Source organism: Limnospira indica PCC 8005 (assembly GCF_000973065.1).
Classification (GTDB): Bacteria; Cyanobacteriota; Cyanobacteriia; order Cyanobacteriales; family Microcoleaceae; genus Limnospira; species Limnospira fusiformis.
The window spans coordinates 5,216,752-5,234,033 of record NZ_FO818640.1; the positions used below are offsets into that span (position 1 = coordinate 5,216,752).

Consider the following 17,282-nt stretch of genomic DNA (forward strand, 5'->3'; position numbering starts at 1 on the left):
TGTTGTTACTAATGCACCCATATTGGGTGCATTAACCTCGTATTAAGGAATAATTTGAATTCCTTGAGGAGGAGGAGGTAGATTGATCGGTTGGTTATCTGCCATCACCTGAGCCACGCTCTGAGAACTCTGCTTAATTGACTGTGATACCCACTTAAAGAACCGTTTGAGAGTATCCGGCTGCAAATTATCTAACTTAACTACAATTTCTGTTAGTTTTTTGAGGGTATATTCATCGGCTCCTGAGCCAGCCGCACAGGCAATAATATTGGCAGGTTTTTTCTGTTTCAATTGCTCTGCCGCTTTTTCCCAAGTATCAGTCGGCATCCCATCTGTCATCAAAAATACTAATGGTTTCCAATCCCCTTTTTGAGTATCGCTGGCTTTTTTTACCTCTTTATCGAAACATTTAGTCAACAGTGTTAAGGCATCACCTAATGCGGTTGCTCCTCCGGCAGAAAGTACAGGTGGCTGAAATGTCATTAATTCAGTCAGGGGACAAACTTGTTGAGCGGTACTTTCAAAGGTAATGACTGAGAGGTAAGCTGTTTCTATAGCATAGGGTTCGCTTTGCAGTTCAGCTACCAGTGCTTTAACGCCTTGATTAACGGCTTCAATAGGTTCTCCACACATAGAACCAGAACAGTCTAAAACTAAATAAACAGGTAAACGACGAGATGACATGATTTTGCTCCTTACATGAAATCTAACCCATGCCAAATGGATTTAAGAGTAGCACTACAACTTTTTTCCCTCAGTTTTTCTTCGGGATCACAACCGTTTGGTAAATTTTTTGACCATAGACTTCTAATTCAAATCCTTGACTATTCAATGGAAGTGCAAATGAGACTTTCGCCGGAAGACCATCGGTATATTTTTTAATGATTTTTCCGGAATCATCATAAATCGTTGCAGTGGGAGCCACAATTTGATTTTCATCCACAACTTCTGCAAAAATCTCAACTAAAGAACTCATTTCAGCCGCGATTTTATGATCCCAAATATCAATGCCTGTCCCAGTTACTAGATCATCTAGTTCTTCTAGCTGACCTATGTCAATTTCATCACCCACACCTATTAAAACACATTTTACTAGATTTCGCTGACCTGATTTGATTTCATTAGCCAACCGATTGGTATATTGTTTGATATTCGCTAAGTCATCAATCTTCCCATCGGTAATAAAAATATACATCCCTCGTTTGGCATCGACAAATCTTTCAGTAAAATACTTGACCGCAGGCGTAAGAATTGTCCCTGTACCAAAGGTGATAGATTGAGGACCACTAACTTTTAGTTCATGACATTGTGGTTCTGTAAAATCACCTAAAAACTCAACAGAACTACCATCTCCACCTGCCCAGTAAATTACAGTTGTTGCACCATCAGCATCTAAATTATCTGCCAAGTAACTAATAAATTTTCGAGCCAAGGGTTCAATAATATTATCGCTGGATTTCATGTATCCTTTGTCTATGGCATCTTCATAGGCTTGTGATTTAATCACTTTGTAAGTTTTGCCATCTTCAACTGTGAAAGTAATCCATTTTTTATTTTCATATTTTGCGTGCACATCTTCAGGGATTGACCCAATTAAACTTCGCCCATACAAACCTCGCATTGATGCACTGGCATCCAGTGCAATACCTGTTTGCCAACCTTCGGCATCAGACCCTTGGGGTTCCATAAGAATGGTGAACAAAACTTGTAAGTTATTGCCACTTTTTTTGACATTGACTTCACCAAATTCCTTGGCAACAACACTTCTAGGAAGTTGGACATTAGATTCTTGCTCCTCAGACTTTGAGGTGGGGCTATACATTTTTTTTCGTCCTTTTATACAAATCAATCATCTCATCTATTTATAACCCTTCCGAAATATTTTGAGTGATATTGCCACCAGGAAACTCTAGGGTAAAAGATGTTGAACCAGAAGGCAAGGTAAAGCGAAGTAATGCGGGAACACCGTCTGCATAATCTTGGCACACTTTTCCCGATTGGTTCACAATGCGACCTGAACTAATAACCATCATATCTTCAGAAACCAACTCCTTAAACACCTGTTCTAATTTGTTCATATCACTCGCTAACTGATGATCCCAAATATCAATATCTTGCCCGTAACTATCTTTAACATCTTTTCCTTCAAACATATCATCTAGTTCTTCCATTTGTCCAACATCGACTTCATCTCCAACTCCAATCAGTACCATTTTGACAAAAGGTTTACTTTGGTTGGTAACTTCTTTAGCATACTGGAAGCAATATTTTTTGACCTCTGCGAGATCTTCAATAATTCCATCAGTCACGAAAACACAAAGCGCAGCGGGTTGCTTAACGCCTAAAGCGGGAGCATCTTTAAATTTATCAACAAAATATTGGAGAGGTGCTAACAACTTAGTTCCTCGTCCCCAAGCTAATTTTTTGGGACCAACGATCGCCAAATTTTGGGTTTGTTCCTCGTCAAATTCGCCGACTTCTTCAATTTTAGAACCATCGGGACTACAAGCCCAGTAAATTAAATTAACTTTGCCGTTTGAGGAAAAGTTAGATAAGTAGCTAATCATCGTCCGCGCTACAGGTTCAACGACATTAGGAATAGTAGCCGCCGCACCAAACACTCCTCCGACAATTCCACTAACTCCATACATTTTTTTCATGGAGGCAGAAGCATCTAAAGCCAACCCCATTCTTACCCCTTCTAAATCGGGAACCGTAAGAATTGTCGCCACAATATTAATGCTGCCATTTTTTTGCTTATAAACGTTGACTTCACCCAAAGGTTCCACTACATTGGTAAGCTGCATATCGTAAATCTCCTAGCACTGCATAAATTACCCGAAAAACAATCAAGGCAAAAATTTCTCCATGCCTTACGCAACCCTCCCAACCATGAATACCGAACTTTTTGACTCCTTTTGACTTGCTCATAGTTCTGTCCATTGATTTTGGTGATCAAAGCTGGTAACAAGAGAGGCATCTTTTTCAATTCATTGATATAAGTTTAGGTTTCTCCCTACGGCATCAACTGCTCAACAAAACTTTACACACTCGGCTGAGGCAAATCAATGCCTTGTATTGTCAGGTTTCTTATTGCCGTAATTCTATCAAGGCTTACCTGATACTGTCAACCGCGAAAATTGTTAACTTTTTTTTCATTCCCTTGAGGTTAAGTCCAATCACTTGACCAGCCAACTTCCCCCACATTATGGGTAATTTCACTAACGCCGAAATTGCTACAATTGCTACTAAAAAACAAGTGGAGAGATTTTGAGGAGGCGATCGCCTATAACCCTGAACAATGGCGACCTCTAGTTTTTAGCAATGGCTGTTTTGACTTGATTCATGTTGGACATATTCGCTACCTGACCCAAGCCAAAAGTTTGGGGCGCGCGCTGGTAGTGGGTCTCAATAGCGATCGCTCTGTTCGCCTGATTAAACCCCACTCGGCCGGATATCCTCCCCGTCCTATTATACCAGAATTACAGCGAGCCGAAGTTCTCAGCCAGTTAAAACCCGTAGATGCAGTGGTCATTTTTCCAGAAAGCACTGCTACGGCGATTATTGAACAGCTACAACCTGATATATATGTTAAGGGTGGTGATTACACCATTGACACCCTACCGGAGGCCCCCACGGTTCAAGCCTATAACGGTAAAATCGTCCTCATTGCCGTGGAAATGCCTACTTCTACCAGTGGCATTATTAATCGGATTTTGCACGCCTCAACCCAACCCTAACCCTTCTACACCCCCAACAAGTTTTATCCCCCAGACTGGTCTTTTTCCCCCCTCCCCAACTGCGAAATTACCCCGCCATGACACGACCTCAACCCTCACAACATCCACACACCACCCGGCGTTTCCCTCCCCTCATGGGGAATTTGTAGGGTTGCACACGGCTGCAGTCATTCATCACTAATGTCGGGGCTATTAGTCGGTTTCCCTCCCCTGACCGGGAATTGGTAGGGTTGGACGCTGTAAATATTACGAAGTCAAAGCAAACGCCACTCTCTGGTCGTTTCCGTCCCCTGACGGGGAATTGGTAGGGTTGGACAAAACCCTCTAATTACATAGGGGAGGTTGCCTATAAACTTAGGTTTCCGTCCCCTGACGGGGAATTGGTAGGGTTGGACCGAGCGAGAAAAGGTTAATTTCTTGGCTAGAAAATTTAGCCCGGTTTCCGTCCCCTGACGGGGAATTGGTAGGGTTGGACCACATATGGTGGGAAAACCAGCGTTCGCGATGGGATTCTTTAAGGTTTCCGTCCCCTGACGGGGAATTGGTAGGGTTGGACCTCGAAGAGCGTTTATCATTTCCATTAGGGGGTATTTTCCCCATTCTTCTGTTTCCGTCCCCTGACGGGGAATTGGTAGGGTTGGACGAGTGTGAAGACTGGGATTTAGTCTCCCAGATCGAAGCCTACAAGGCGGAGAAGTTTCCGTCCCCTGACGGGGAATTGGTAGGGTTGGACAGGATGTATTATGAAGGTTCCCGAACGGTTACTCTTGTTCGGGTTTCCGTCCCCTGACGGGGAATTGGTAGGGTTGGACGGGGAGAGATGGGGACTGGCTTGTTGCGAGCCAGGAAATAATGTTTCCGTCCCCTGACGGGGAATTGGTAGGGTTGGACCATGAGTATTGCTATTACAGTATGGCTGGTTTCTCCTGTAGAGCGTTTCCGTCCCCTGACGGGGAATTGGTAGGGTTGGACTTAATCTTAAAAGCTATTTCTGGAGCAAGGAATTTTTCAGAGTTTCCGTCCCCTGACGGGGAATTGGTAGGGTTGGACATTAAAACCCACCTCGCCTGGTATTAAGTTATCAAAAGTTTCCGTCCCCTGACGGGGAATTGGTAGGGTTGGACGTAAAAAAAAGAATGCTGAACTTAAGAAACTTGCTAGGTGAGTTTCCGTCCCCTGACGGGGAATTGGTAGGGTTGGACTTGGAGCGAAAAGTTTTAAAACGACCTATGAACAAAAAGTTGTTTCCGTCCCCTGACGGGGAATTGGTAGGGTTGGACCGTTTTTTACATTAAAACCCTTGACTACTTACCTTTTAAGTAAGGTTTCCGTCCCCTGACGGGGAATTGGTAGGGTTGGACCGCGAAAGCGGATCGCATTCTATCCGCCGCCAAAGGGCGGAAGCTAGTTTCCGTCCCCTGACGGGTAATTGGTAGGGTTGGACGTTATAACTGACCAAGTTGCGCCCGGGCATTCGGCATTGCTCATGGTTTCCGTCCCCTGACGGGGAATTGGTAGGGTTGGACAATATTTTTCTGATTGGGACGTTTTGGTGTGTTCTTTAGGTTGTTTCCGTCCCCTGACGGGGAATTGGTAGGGTTGGACGTCGCAAGACTTGAACACGGTCGGGTGCGTGGCTCTGCACCTTAACGTTTCCGTCCCCTGACGGGGGAATTGGTAGGGTTGGACGGGATGTACCTGGAGTCCTCCGAAGGGATGGACCGGGTGTTTCCGTCCCCTGACGGGGGAATTGGTAGGGTTGGACCCCCCGCTGATAGCGGGGGTAGTGACAACTTTAACACTTATAGCAAGTTTCCGTCCCCTGACGGGGGAATTGGTAGGGTTGGACTGCAATTTCAGAACAGTTTAGGAGACATTATGGTCTTATCAGCAAAGTTTCCGTCCCCTGACGGGGGAATTGGTAGGGTTGGACCAAGGTTTGAGTCAACTTAACACTAACACGCAGGTCAACTATGGCTGTTTCCGTCCCCTGACGGGGGAATTGGTAGGGTTGGACCAAATCACTGTTAGCACAACAAAAAGTTCCTAGTTGGGCGTTTCCGTCCCCTGACGGGGGAATTGGTAGGGTTGGACTTCAGACAAGAGGCTGCGATCGGCTATATGTTTTTCCTCCGAGTTTCCGTCCCCTGACGGGGGAATTGGTAGGGTTGGACAAGATTTCTTTTCTCAATTTTCTTTACAAACAGACTCAGGTTTTGTTTCCGTCCCCTGACGGGGGAATTGGTAGGGTTGGACTATGGGACTGAGGTGCGGGGAAGCCGCACAAAGGTCATTATAACCGTTTCCGTCCCCTGACGGGGGAATTGGTAGGGTTGGACAATGATTAATTTTAAACAAGTTCAAGAAGTTGAAGTTCAAGTTTCCGTCCCCTGACGGGGGAATTGGTAGGGTTGGACCATCACCATAATACCAGCAGTTAAAACTATTCCGATTAGGTTTCCGTCCCCTGACGGGGGAATTGGTAGGGTTGGACGTCTGGAACATGACCATCCTGATCGTCATTTGGATCGTATACGAGGGTTTCCGTCCCCTGACGGGGGAATTGGTAGGGTTGGACGCCGCACTCGGGGCAGGGATTCTCCACAATGGAAAGGTTAGTGGTTTCCGTCCCCTGACGGGGGAATTGGTAGGGTTGGACTCACACACAAGAATCCGTGAGAGGAGCAGTCCTCTCCGGAGTGTTTCCGTCCCCTGACGGGGGAATTGGTAGGGTTGGACGTGGAAAAAAACTTCCACCCAATTATGGTGGCAAATAAAAAGTTTCCGTCCCCTGACGGGGGAATTGGTAGGGTTGGACCTTCATGTTGGAGTCTACCAAGATTATTGCCGCTCAGAAGGAAGTTTCCGTCCCCTGACGGGGGAATTGGTAGGGTTGGACTCCGAGCAATCGGATGGCTCCGAGAGAGCCGGGGGAAAGTTTCCGTCCCCTGACGGGGGAATTGGTAGGGTTGGACTATTAGCCAGGCTTGGCTGGCGAAGGAAATGACTAAGGAGTTTCCGTCCCCTGACGGGGGAATTGGTAGGGTTGGACAAAGGGACCGGAGGGAAGGAGTCCGAGGGAGGCTGGGGTATGTTTCCGTCCCCTGACGGGGGAATTGGTAGGGTTGGACACTCAAAGATGCTCCTGATGAGCCAAAAAGGCTCAATTGGTTAGTTTCCGTCCCCTGACGGGGGAATTGGTAGGGTTGGACCATCTTTGATGGCAAAAAGGGCATAAGTCCCTGGAGGTATGTTTCCGTCCCCTGACGGGGGAATTGGTAGGGTTGGACTTCTGAAGCGGTTCAAACACTAAATCCTTAAACTAAAGAGGGTTTCCGTCCCCTGACGGGGGAATTGGTAGGGTTGGACAAGCAACTTCCCAGGAAGCAACTTCCCAGGAAGCAACTTCCCAGTTTCCGTCCCCTGACGGGGGAATTGGTAGGGTTGGACATTCCTCTGGGTCTCAAAGTTCCCCTTTGGGGCAGCTTCTTTGGGTTTCCGTCCCCTGACGGGGGAATTGGTAGGGTTGGACCCTGTTTGATGGATCCTCTGCCCTTCATGCCAAATGGCGAGAGTTTCCGTCCCCTGACGGGGGAATTGGTAGGGTTGGACATAGATGGGGAGTTCATCGAAAACCTCATTATGCGTGTCGTGGTTTCCGTCCCCTGACGGGGGAATTGGTAGGGTTGGACTCTTGTTAGTTAAAAAAACTGACTAACTAAAACTCGTTTCCGTCCCCTGACGGGGGAATTGGTAGGGTTGGACTTGTTTTCATCATCGTTCGATGATGAGCGCCAAAATCTCTGTTTCCGTCCCCTGACGGGGGAATTGGTAGGGTTGGACCCTATACCTTTGGAAACCTTACGGTATGCGGTTTTCAAGGTGCGATCGCGCGAGAGCACGTAGAAGGTGCTTAACAAAACTTTACAGCCCTTTTTTCGGGGAGCAAATTCGTTTGTTTTCGCTGGATTTATATTATCAGCCATAGTGCCAGACTGTCAACCCCCCGAAACAAAAACTTTTCTTCGCGTGGCTAAAGTTTGCTTTAACTAGGGCAGGATTAGAAGTCGCGCGAGGTTATGAGAATCTGTAATATAACTTTACACAAGCCGAAACCATTACCCTGCAACGAATCCATCGATTAAGTAGGCACGATCGCCCCAAAAAACGGAAATAATTATGAGAATCACCTCGCCAACCATATCCGGGGGACAGGGGCGAGGCGACAATTAAGCAAAACCGTAGCAGCCAGAGTCAAGTCGGAGGGGTAATTAAATATCCCGATTGTCCGTAGCGCGTTTAACTGAATCCAATGCACCTGTACAATGGTGGATTAATCACCTTTTTATATTATTGGGCCAAACCAGCCCAGTTACTTTTCCGCCGCCAGTTAACCCTAGGCGGTTTCCAAGCTACCGGAGAAATTCAATGACTGATTTGATCGCCTCCTCCGACCAAGACCTATCAATAGAGTTAAACCAACTGCGCTCACAACTAAACAGCGACAGCCAGACCCAGCAGTTAAAGGCGATCGCCTCATTAGCGACCCAGGGGGAACTTGGTTTAGATGTACTGATAGAATTTTTAATGTCCCAGCAGACCGAAACTCCCACCCCTGTCAGTGGTGAAGCCTATAGAGTCCTGTATCTAGCCAACCTCCCCAAAACCCAAGAGTTTTTGGAAACCCATTTTCCGACCGGAGTAGTTCCGCTAAACTCAGAGGTAGGGGCTGATTATTTTCCCCTCCAACAGGAATTGCTACAGCAAAACTTCCAAGCCGCCGACCTGCTGACCCTGAGAAACCTGTGTGAGTTAGCCAGCGACGCAGCAGTTAAACGAAACTGGCTATATTTTTCCGAAGTCGATCGCTTTCCCGTCGCCGACTTACAAACCATTGACACCCTGTGGCGAGTCCATTCCCAAGGCAAATTTGGCTATACCGTCCAGCGGGAAGTTTGGTTAGGTGTCGGCAAAAATTGGGATAAATTGTGGCAGAAAATTGGCTGGAGAAGCGATCGCACTTGGACCCGCTATCCCCAAGGCTTCACTTGGGAACTAAGCGCCCCCAGGGGACACCTACCCCTTTCCAATCAATTACGCGGTAGAAGAGTCATTGAGGCTCTGTTCAATCATCCCGCCTTCAGTAACTAGGAAAACAGCCCCCCCTTGGTAATACCTAAAAGTCCTCCTCCCTAGAGGACCGGGGAAGCCCTTAATTACCGTGGTGATGGTAACACATTCTGGGCGGAAAAATGCTATGGTTAACCTAAGTCCTCCCTTAACTCATCCAAAAAAAATCTATGGTTGGTTTCCTCAAAGGTATTTTTTCCAGTCGTAAGCCGGGAATGGGTATTGAACTAGCCGCCGAGCGAATTAATATTGTCGAAATTCGCAAAAAAGGCGATAAGTTCAAGTTGTTAACCTTAGCCACTGCGGAGGTTCCCGAAAATGTGGTGCAGGATGGTCAAATAGTTGATACTCCTACCATGGCGGAGTTAATCGAATCGACATTGGCGGACAATAATATCAAAACCAAAAACATCGCCACCGCTATTCCCGGAAGGGAAGCAGTCACTCGTTTAATCCCGGTTCCGGCGGAGTTAAATGAGGAGGAACTTAAAGAATATATGAACGCCGAAGCGGGTTTATATCTGCCTTTTCCCAGGGAAGAAGCCGACGTAGACTATCAGAAACTGGGAACATTTGTTGATGAAGATGGCATCGAAAAAGTACAGGTTTTGTTAGTCGCCACCCGGAAAGAAGTTACCAACACTTACATAGAAACCTTTGAACAAGCTGGCTTACAAATAGAGGTTTTAGAAATCAGTAACTTTGCCCTAATTCGGACTATGAAAAGTCAGTTAGAACACTTTTCTTCTAACGAGGCGGCGATTTTAGCTGACATCGAATTTGATAGCACCGAATTGGTGATTGTGGTCAATGGCGTTCCCCAATTTACCCGCACCATTCCCATTGGTTTGTATCAGGTACAATCGGGACTTAATAATGCCATGAACCTACCACCCTCACGGGATTTTCAGGAATTGCAGGCGATGACCCTTCCGGTAACTGATACAATGGGAGCATTGAACGAGCCAAATCCGGGAGTTAATGCCATCATTAAAGTATTAGCAGAGTTAGCCGATGAACTCCGACGCTCTATTGATTTCTACATCAACCAAAATGATGGTTTGGAAATCGCCCAGTTACTTCTGGCTGGTCCTGGGGCGGCGATCGGACAACTGGATGAGTTCTTTATGCAACGCCTAGCCATGCCAGCCACCCAGGTAGACCCCATAGAAGCCCTGAACCTGTTAACAGATGATCAGGAAATTCCCCCGGAGCAGCGTGCTAGTTTAGGAGTGGTATTAGGTTTAGGATTGCGCGTTACCTAGTTCCGGGAACTCTCACTGCTACCATGTCTATAAAAATACTACCAGAGGGTTTGTTAATATGTACAGCCTTGATATTAATTTTCTTAACGATCGCCCAGAGTATAAAACCCGAGTTATCAAGCCCCCCAAAGGCGCTGCGGGGAAACCCGTTGACCAAACACCCATTTTAATCGGACTGGGGGTAGCTGTGGGACTCAATGCTTTAATGGGAGGCGGTTGGTTTGTGTTAACTAGGCAAAATGCCAGCCTTTCCAGAGAAGCCGATGCTTTAGAGTTGCAACTGGGCGAGAAAAATGTCCAAGTCCAAGCCCTCGATCGCATTTATGCAGAAGCCAAACAGACCAATGACGAAGCCGATGCTTTGGCTTTGGTATTCAATGAGATTAAGCCCTGGTCAGCTTTAAGTCAAGAAATGGCTAAGATCATGCAAATTGCTGGGGTGAGAATTACCAACCTCCGACAAAGCGACCCACCAACGAAGCAACTACCGCCTCTGAGGAAGAGGGACAGACCCCTGCTAGACAAACCGCACAAGTTACCATTGAAGGAAATGTTGGTTCTTTTGGGCAGCTTAATGATTTCATGTTGTTGGTCAACCAGTCGCCTTTCTTTAATGGCAGCACAACCCGGCTAGTTTCTGCTAGATTGCAAGATAACCCCACCCGTTTAGTGGTGGCTGACGGTTCCTCAGTGCCTGGGGGTCTGCCAGATTTACAGCCCATCGTGCAGTTTAGCATAGAAACCCGTCTGAGTTCTGCCACGGCTTCGGAACTGTTACCCCTATTAAAAGCTAATGACGCACTGGGTTTGGTTAATCGAATTGAAACCCTCACAGAACAAGGTGTAATTCGACCCTAGGCTTTTGGTCTCAGGGTTTTGATGTCAACAAAAAACGGAGGTTTTTTCCTATGGTAGCAGCAAATGAGTATCTTCTTGATGATGAGGAACCGGAGGAGGAGGAGGAAGGTTCTGGCCCAGTGATATTGGGTTTGGCTATCACTTCTAAGGTCGTCGGTATTGCTATTGGAGCCCTAGGCGCGATTTTGTGTGGGGTGGGTGTGTTTTACCTGGCTTTGCCGGCTTGGGAAGAACAGCAAATACTCAATTCCAACATTCAAATTAAGCAAAGGGAAATTGAACAGCAAAACGAAAAGTTGCAGCAGCAAGAGGAGGCGGAACGTCAACGAGAGGAAGCTAAACAGCGACTGGCTAGTGTAACGGCTTTGTTTGCTGATGAAGCAAATCTGGAAATGTTGATGTTTGATGTTAATGAACAATTAAATCAAATTAATGCGGGTATTTTGGATGAAGAACTAAAAGCACGTTTGGTTAGGTTTCAACCCCAAAGTGATGGACCCATGCTAGTGACTGATGGTTCTCTCGGTTCCCAAGTTAACAATAAACTGAGACGACAAGAGTACGAGGTGGAGGTGGAAGGGAGTTTTGAGCAAATCCGCAAATTTATGATTTCTCTGGAGAGAATGCAGCCTATGCTAGTGGTTAGAGACTTTAGTTCTCAGTTGCTGGATCGATCGCCAGAATTGAAGGGGGAAATTCGCCAGGGTCGCTTTGTTCCCATAGATAACCAGCCTCAACGCCGCCTCAGAAGTACGTTTAAGTTACACGCCTTAATGCCTTTGAGTGACGAGCAGCGTGAGCAACAACAGCAACCAGAAGCTGAAAAAAAAATAATGTTCTGGTTCACAGATAATCGAGCGATCGCCTTATCAACCCTAAATCATGGCGATCGCTCATTTTTTGGCAGAATGGGGGTTGACAAAATCGCTAAAATGTGATAGGTTGCCCAGATAAAATGCCCGTGGGTGTAGATAATTTCCTATTGTCCTGTTGCCCCGGATGAATTATGATTTTTCCAGGCCTAAGCAAACAGAATATATAAACCAATAGCAACGGTTGCTTTCCAACTTTTAGGAGGAAATGTGAGAGATATTTTAGGATTTGGTGGAGGAGTAGCGGGGGGAGTTGCAGCAGCCATGGTTGTGGCTGTGGCTCCCGCCCTGGCGTTTACAGTTGTCCGCGATATTCAATTATTCCAAGCTGACAACGGGGAAATTAACCTGGTGCTGGTCACTGACGGCGGCGAACGTCCAGCGGTGTTTGTGATTCGGCGGGGTAATGATTTTGTGGCGGATATTACTAACGCTCAATTGAGTTCTCCCAATGGCTCATTTCAGCAAAATAACCCCGCTCCTGGTATTGCTTCCATTGTGGTGAACCAGCTAGACCCGACCAGTATTCGGGTGATTGTGACCGGAACTACTGGCTCTCCTGAAGCGCGGATAATTCAGGGTGCGGGAGATGCTATTGCGATCGCGATCGCTCCAGAAGGGGCGATCGTAGATGCTCCCGCTTTTGCACCCCAACAACCTGGGAACGGTGCTTCTCAGGTAATGGTTCCCGACCCACCAGTTACCATCACCGGTGATCCGACCGCCCAAAACGGCAATAATGAGATTATCATGCCCGACCCAGCTTTAACTCCCCAAATGGGTCAAGCGCCATTACAGCCAAGGCGTTCCTTAGACACAACGCCACCCTTCCAACCCCGTGCCGTTGCGCCACCTTTAGGAGACATTGCCGTTTCTAATATCAATCCTGGTGCTTCCAATGTCAACCTGAACACCAACGAAATCATCCCCCGCCTAGTCTTGCGAGACGCATCAGTGCGGGAGGTATTATCATTGTTGGCGCGGGTTGCTGGTCTGAATGTTGCCTTCAGTAATTTGAGGCAAGATCGTACAACGGGACGTTTTAGACCCGGAGATGAAGAACAGGAATTTAAAATTTCCTTGGATATTGAAAATGAACCAGTCCAGGAAGTCTTTAACTATGTCCTGCGATTAACAGGATTACAAGCGAACCGGGTGGGAAACACGGTTTTTGTCGGTTTTGAACTTCCCGAGTCTGCCCAAAATATTGTGATGCGAACCCTGAGAATGAATCAGGTATCAGCTGAGAATGCAGCCAGTTTTTTAAGCACTCAGGGCGCTGCAACTCAGGTTTTAGTTACCGAAACTAGAAGGGTTACTGAAGGAGATGGGGATTCTCAACTGACAGTTACAAGTAGCTCAACTCGAATCCAACCATTAGGAGCAACAGAAGGACAAGGACCTCTGGTGTTAAGGGGGCTGTCAGTATCAACAGATGCACGGCTCAACTCTGTAACTCTGGTTGGAGATCCTGAAAAGGTACAGATGGCAACTGCTATGTTAATGCAGCTTGATCTCCGTCAACGTCAGGTGGCGGTTAATGTGAAAATCATTGACGTGAACCTGACCGGGGAAGCCACCCAAGGCACTAGTTTCTCCTTTGGGATTAATGATACCTTCTTTGTGAATGATGGCGGTGCCGCTTCTCTCAACTTCGGCGGCATCAATCCCCCAACCCGTGGTCAGTCTACAGGTGGTGTCACCTCTCGCCCAATTATTACCAACCCCCTAAGCACTGAAGACCCATTTTTTGATCGCGATAGCACCATTAGGACTCCGTTAACGGCTCCAGGGGGTGGTATTGGCTTGAGACCGATTCGACCTGTCACCGAGAGACCGGGAGGAGTTGGGCTTTCTGAATATACACCTTTCACGAGAGACTTAACAGATGGAAGTCTGACAGGCCTTGGTAGCACAACTGCTTCCGTGTTTCCCTTCTTCCAATATCCTCGGCGGTTCCTGTCTACCTTGCAAGCCCAAATCGTCAGCGGTAGAGCCAAAATCCTCACCGACCCCACCTTGGTGGTACAAGAGGGAGAAACCGCTTCCGTGCAACTGGTACAAGAGGTATTGCAATCGAGGACAACAACTTTTACAGATACTCCTTCCGGTACTAGGGAAACCATCCAGCCTCAACTTGTACCTGTGGGCTTGACTTTGGGGGTGAATGTTGAGCGAATTGATGATAATGGCTTCGTCACTATGGCAATTAACCCAGAAGTTAGTTCCCCAGGCAGTCAGGTAGGAACAGGTGGCGATGATTTTGTCTTACAAATCTTTCGGCGCAGTTTAACTTCAGGAAGGATTCGTCTGCGGGACGGTCAAACTCTGATTGTCTCTGGTATTATTCAAGATCAGGAACGGACTGACGTTAGCAAGATTCCCCTGTTGGGTGATTTGCCTATCGTGGGTTCTCTGTTCCGTAGAAGCAGCACCAGCAGCGAGCGGGCTGAGGTAATTGTGTTGGTAACGCCCAATATCCTGGATGATTCCGATCGCTCTGGGTTTGGCTACCAGAACAATTTTAGCCCCGATGTCCGCCAGATGATGCAAGGGCGTTAAGATCTAGCGTTAAAAACCCCTTCAGCCAAAATCCCCCACCCCTGGGGGATATTTTGATCGGCTAATATCTTAAAAAAAGTGGAAAATTCCCCTAAATATAGCATTAGTCAAGGTGGTTAGGACGCAGCTTTGAGAACGGAATCCATGGCATCATGGAGAGAATCAAACTGCTCAATGCAGTGGCGAATGCGGGCTTTCAACCACGACCAACATTTCTCTATCTTGTTGAGGTCTGGCGAATAAGGTGGTAGATAGAGCAAACGACATTGAGCCGCCTCCACTAGCTCAGGAATCCGTCCCCCTTTATGAAACGTTGCATTGTCTAGCACTAGAGTCTGACCTGGCTTCAGTGTTGGAATTAAGATGAACTCCAACCACAACTCAAACACTGTCCGATTACAACAACCCTCAAAGGTAAAGGGGGCTAAGAGTTGTTGATGACACCATGCCACAATCATGCTCACCCTGCCCTGCCTCTTCCCGGATTTGAGGACATGGAAGCGTTGTCCTTGCTCACAGTAACCATAAGGATAATCCGAGTCTTGACTATTGATGCCAGCTTCATCGAGGTAAACCAACCCTTCCGGCTCCATCTGTTCAATCTGAGCCATAAACTCCTCTCGCTGTTGCTCATCACGTTCTTGGTAGCCGTAAGTTTTTTTTCTGGTGAAGCCAATTTTCTTCAAGGCTCTGGATATGGTGCGAGGAGAGATGTCGTCATCCCAAAGTTCAGCCATTTGAGCGGAGGTTTTGTGGCCATGCTCTTGGGCAAAAGCTTTGAATTTATGCCAGTCGGTAATTTTGTGGTTATTGCCAGGTGGGTGATTAGGTTTAGGGAGGAAGTCTCCGGTCTGTGCTTTTCTTTGCAGCCAGAGATTAATGGTGTTCCGGCTGACATGGAAAACTTGACTGGCTTCTGTTTTGGGCATACCGTCTAGTTCAATTGCATCAATAACTTTTTGTCTGAGGTCGTAACTATAGGGGGCTGGCATTTTGGGTCTTCTTAGTCATCTCGTCCTCTCCATTATACGTCCTAACTTTCCTGTCTGGTGCTATATATGACAATTTGGGGTTAAACCCTATCTATGTGGCGACATAAACCTTAGAATAAGGCAGAAAAATCGTGCAAACCATTGGGGGTCATTGATTGGCCCCCAGTTCTCAAAAGGAGTAATTGATGAATAAGGGTGAATTAATAGATGCGGTAGCCGAAAAAGCAGGTGTCACCAAAAAACAGGCTGATGCGGTGTTGAGTGCGGCTCTCGAAAGTGTTATCGATGCTGTTGCTACACAGGAAAAAGTCACCCTGGTGGGATTTGGTTCTTTTGAAGCCAGGAAACGTAAGGCGCGCGAAGGCCGTAACCCCCAGACCGGCGAAAAAATGGATATTCCTGAAACTTGGGTTCCGGCTTTCTCGGCAGGAAAACTGTTTAAGGAGAAGGTCGCTGATAAATAGTCGTCCATAACCCACCACTAATCAGGATACCGATTTAGTGGGGGTCTGCACGGAGGGAGATTGATGAACAGACCCAGCCACGGGGGAAATTTGATGTGGGCGGCTTCGATCGCTGATTGTCCGCCATCGGAAATTGTCGATTTCTCGGCTAGTATTAATCCCCTCGGCCCTCCATTAACGGCGATCGCCGCTTTGAATACTCATCAGGGGCAGATTAAAACCTATCCTCAGCCCGATTATATGGACCTGCGACAGGCTGTAAGTCGCTTTCATGAAGATTTACCGGTTGAATGGATTTTGCCGGGAAATGGGGCGGCTGAATTGCTGACTTGGGCGGGCCGGGAGTTGGCACAAATGGGGGCTACATATCTGCTGACTCCGGCTTTTGGGGACTATCGGCGATCGCTCAATGCTTTTAATGCTAGGGTGATTGAATGCCCTATTAGTCTTGAGGGTGGCGATAAGGTCCAATTTGATGGGTTGGGGGAATTAGAGGAAAGGGCGGGACTATTGCTGAATACTCCCCACAATCCCACGGGTATATTACTACGGCCAGAGTTGATTTTGCCCCTGTTGGAAAGGTTTGCTTTGGTGGTGGTTGACGAGGCTTTTATGGATTTTCTGCCACGGTCGGCACAAACTAGCTTAATCGAGAGGGTGGCAGATTTTCCCAATTTGGTGATTTTGCGATCGCTCACTAAGTTTTACAGTCTGCCTGGTTTAAGATTAGGATATGCGATCGCTCACCCAGACCGCCTAAATTTGTGGCGACAGTGGCGAGACCCTTGGTCTGTGAATAATTTAGCCGTGGCGGCGGGTATTGCAGTTTTAGGCGATCGGGCTTTTGAGGAAAAAACCCACCATTGGTTATCTATTAACCGCCCCCAACTCTATCAGGAATTAGGGAAAATTACCGGACTTTATCCTTATCCAGGGGTAGCCAATTTTTTGCTAGTCCGGTGTCAGTCGTCGGTGAGTGAGTTACAAACTCAACTACTTAAAGATTATCGGATTTTGATTCGCGACTGTTTAAGTTTTCCCGAATTAGGAGATAATTATTTTCGCGTAGCTATCCGCACCGAAGCTGACAATCAATATCTGATTAACGCCCTCAAAAATGTATTAATTACTTAGAAACCCGGTTTCTTGGAGAAACCGGGTTTCTTGACTTCCGAGGGAGAAGCCGGGTTTCTTGACTTCCAAGGGAGAAACCCAATTGCTTAGAAACCCGGTTTCTTGGAGAAACCGGGTTTCTTGACTTCTGAGGGAGAAGCCGGGTTTCTTGACTTCCAAGGGAGAAACCCAATTGCTTAGAAACCCGGTTTCTTGGAGAAACCGGGTTTCTTGACTTCCGAGGAAGAAGCCGGGTTTCTTGACTTCCAAGGGAGAAACCCAATTG

General features: G+C 47.0%; 15 protein-coding genes and 1 CRISPR repeat array. Of the genes, 10 read left to right on the plus strand and 5 right to left on the minus strand.

What is annotated here, in order from left to right; translation table 11 throughout:
• Window positions 1–42: 42 nt before the first annotated feature.
• The 3 genes from XZ46_RS23015 to XZ46_RS23025 all read right to left on the minus strand — a co-directional run bounded on the left by XZ46_RS23015 (window position 43) and on the right by XZ46_RS23025 (window position 2,807).
• A complete protein-coding gene (locus tag XZ46_RS23015) occupies window positions 43–684 on the minus strand; it encodes a vWA domain-containing protein (RefSeq protein ID WP_008054809.1) in 642 nt (213 codons plus the stop codon).
• A 70-nt stretch (window positions 685–754) separates the two neighbouring features.
• Complete coding sequence (locus tag XZ46_RS23020) at window positions 755–1,822, minus strand: vWA domain-containing protein (protein WP_008054808.1); 1,068 nt, start codon at window positions 1,820–1,822, stop codon at window positions 755–757.
• 40 nt (window positions 1,823–1,862) lie between these two features.
• Window positions 1,863–2,807, minus strand: a complete 945-nt coding sequence (locus XZ46_RS23025) for a vWA domain-containing protein (protein ID WP_008054807.1) — start codon at window positions 2,805–2,807, stop codon at window positions 1,863–1,865.
• A 435-nt stretch (window positions 2,808–3,242) separates the two neighbouring features.
• On the opposite strand from XZ46_RS23025, the gene XZ46_RS23030 reads away from it, so the two are divergent.
• The 8 genes from XZ46_RS23030 to XZ46_RS23055 all read left to right on the plus strand — a co-directional run bounded on the left by XZ46_RS23030 (window position 3,243) and on the right by XZ46_RS23055 (window position 14,427).
• Window positions 3,243–3,740, plus strand: coding sequence for an adenylyltransferase/cytidyltransferase family protein (locus tag XZ46_RS23030; RefSeq protein WP_048895469.1), 498 nt, complete (start codon window positions 3,243–3,245; stop codon window positions 3,738–3,740).
• Between the two features lie 120 nt (window positions 3,741–3,860).
• Window positions 3,861–5,345: a CRISPR direct-repeat array (repeat unit 37 nt; unit sequence GTTTCCGTCCCCTGACGGGGAATTGGTAGGGTTGGAC).
• Between the two features lie 1,758 nt (window positions 5,346–7,103).
• Window positions 7,104–7,409, plus strand: a complete 306-nt coding sequence (locus XZ46_RS38475) for a hypothetical protein (protein ID WP_162198550.1) — start codon at window positions 7,104–7,106, stop codon at window positions 7,407–7,409.
• A 759-nt stretch (window positions 7,410–8,168) separates the two neighbouring features.
• Window positions 8,169–8,891 carry a GUN4 domain-containing protein gene (locus XZ46_RS23035; RefSeq protein WP_008054798.1) on the plus strand — a complete coding sequence of 241 codons (723 nt, stop codon included), beginning with the start codon at window positions 8,169–8,171 and terminating at the stop codon, window positions 8,889–8,891.
• 149 nt (window positions 8,892–9,040) lie between these two features.
• Window positions 9,041–10,135, plus strand: a complete 1,095-nt coding sequence (gene pilM, locus XZ46_RS23040) for a type IV pilus assembly protein PilM (RefSeq protein WP_008054797.1) — start codon at window positions 9,041–9,043, stop codon at window positions 10,133–10,135.
• Between the two features lie 58 nt (window positions 10,136–10,193).
• On the plus strand, window positions 10,194–10,769 hold the full coding sequence (locus tag XZ46_RS23045; RefSeq protein WP_008054794.1) for a hypothetical protein: 576 nt from the start codon (window positions 10,194–10,196) through the stop codon (window positions 10,767–10,769).
• Between the two features lie 11 nt (window positions 10,770–10,780).
• Window positions 10,781–10,993, plus strand: a complete 213-nt coding sequence (locus XZ46_RS37045; protein ID WP_006623374.1) for a hypothetical protein — start codon at window positions 10,781–10,783, stop codon at window positions 10,991–10,993.
• Between the two features lie 50 nt (window positions 10,994–11,043).
• Window positions 11,044–11,931 carry a hypothetical protein gene (locus XZ46_RS23050; RefSeq protein ID WP_008054792.1) on the plus strand — a complete coding sequence of 296 codons (888 nt, stop codon included), beginning with the start codon at window positions 11,044–11,046 and terminating at the stop codon, window positions 11,929–11,931.
• Between the two features lie 144 nt (window positions 11,932–12,075).
• A complete protein-coding gene (locus XZ46_RS23055; RefSeq protein WP_008054790.1) occupies window positions 12,076–14,427 on the plus strand; it encodes a secretin GspD/PilQ domain-containing protein in 2,352 nt (783 codons plus the stop codon).
• A 116-nt stretch (window positions 14,428–14,543) separates the two neighbouring features.
• Here XZ46_RS23055 and XZ46_RS23060 read toward each other — a convergent pair whose 3' ends face one another.
• Window positions 14,544–15,419: an IS630 family transposase gene (locus tag XZ46_RS23060; protein ID WP_048894872.1), complete on the minus strand. Its 876-nt coding sequence runs from the start codon at window positions 15,417–15,419 to the stop codon at window positions 14,544–14,546.
• A gap of 185 nt (window positions 15,420–15,604) precedes the next feature.
• On the opposite strand from XZ46_RS23060, the gene XZ46_RS23065 reads away from it, so the two are divergent.
• Window positions 15,605–15,883 (plus strand): HU family DNA-binding protein, encoded by a 279-nt coding sequence (locus tag XZ46_RS23065; RefSeq protein ID WP_006623382.1) that lies wholly within the window; start codon window positions 15,605–15,607, stop codon window positions 15,881–15,883.
• Window positions 15,884–15,946: 63 nt separating this feature from the next.
• Window positions 15,947–17,017: a threonine-phosphate decarboxylase CobD gene (gene cobD, locus XZ46_RS23070; protein WP_006623383.1), complete on the plus strand. Its 1,071-nt coding sequence runs from the start codon at window positions 15,947–15,949 to the stop codon at window positions 17,015–17,017.
• On the opposite strand, the gene XZ46_RS23075 is transcribed toward cobD, so the two are convergent.
• Window positions 17,006–17,266 (minus strand): hypothetical protein, encoded by a 261-nt coding sequence (locus XZ46_RS23075; RefSeq protein WP_048895267.1) that lies wholly within the window; start codon window positions 17,264–17,266, stop codon window positions 17,006–17,008. The two genes, cobD and XZ46_RS23075, sit on opposite strands and share 12 nt — an antisense overlap.
• Window positions 17,267–17,282: the final 16 nt, after the last annotated feature.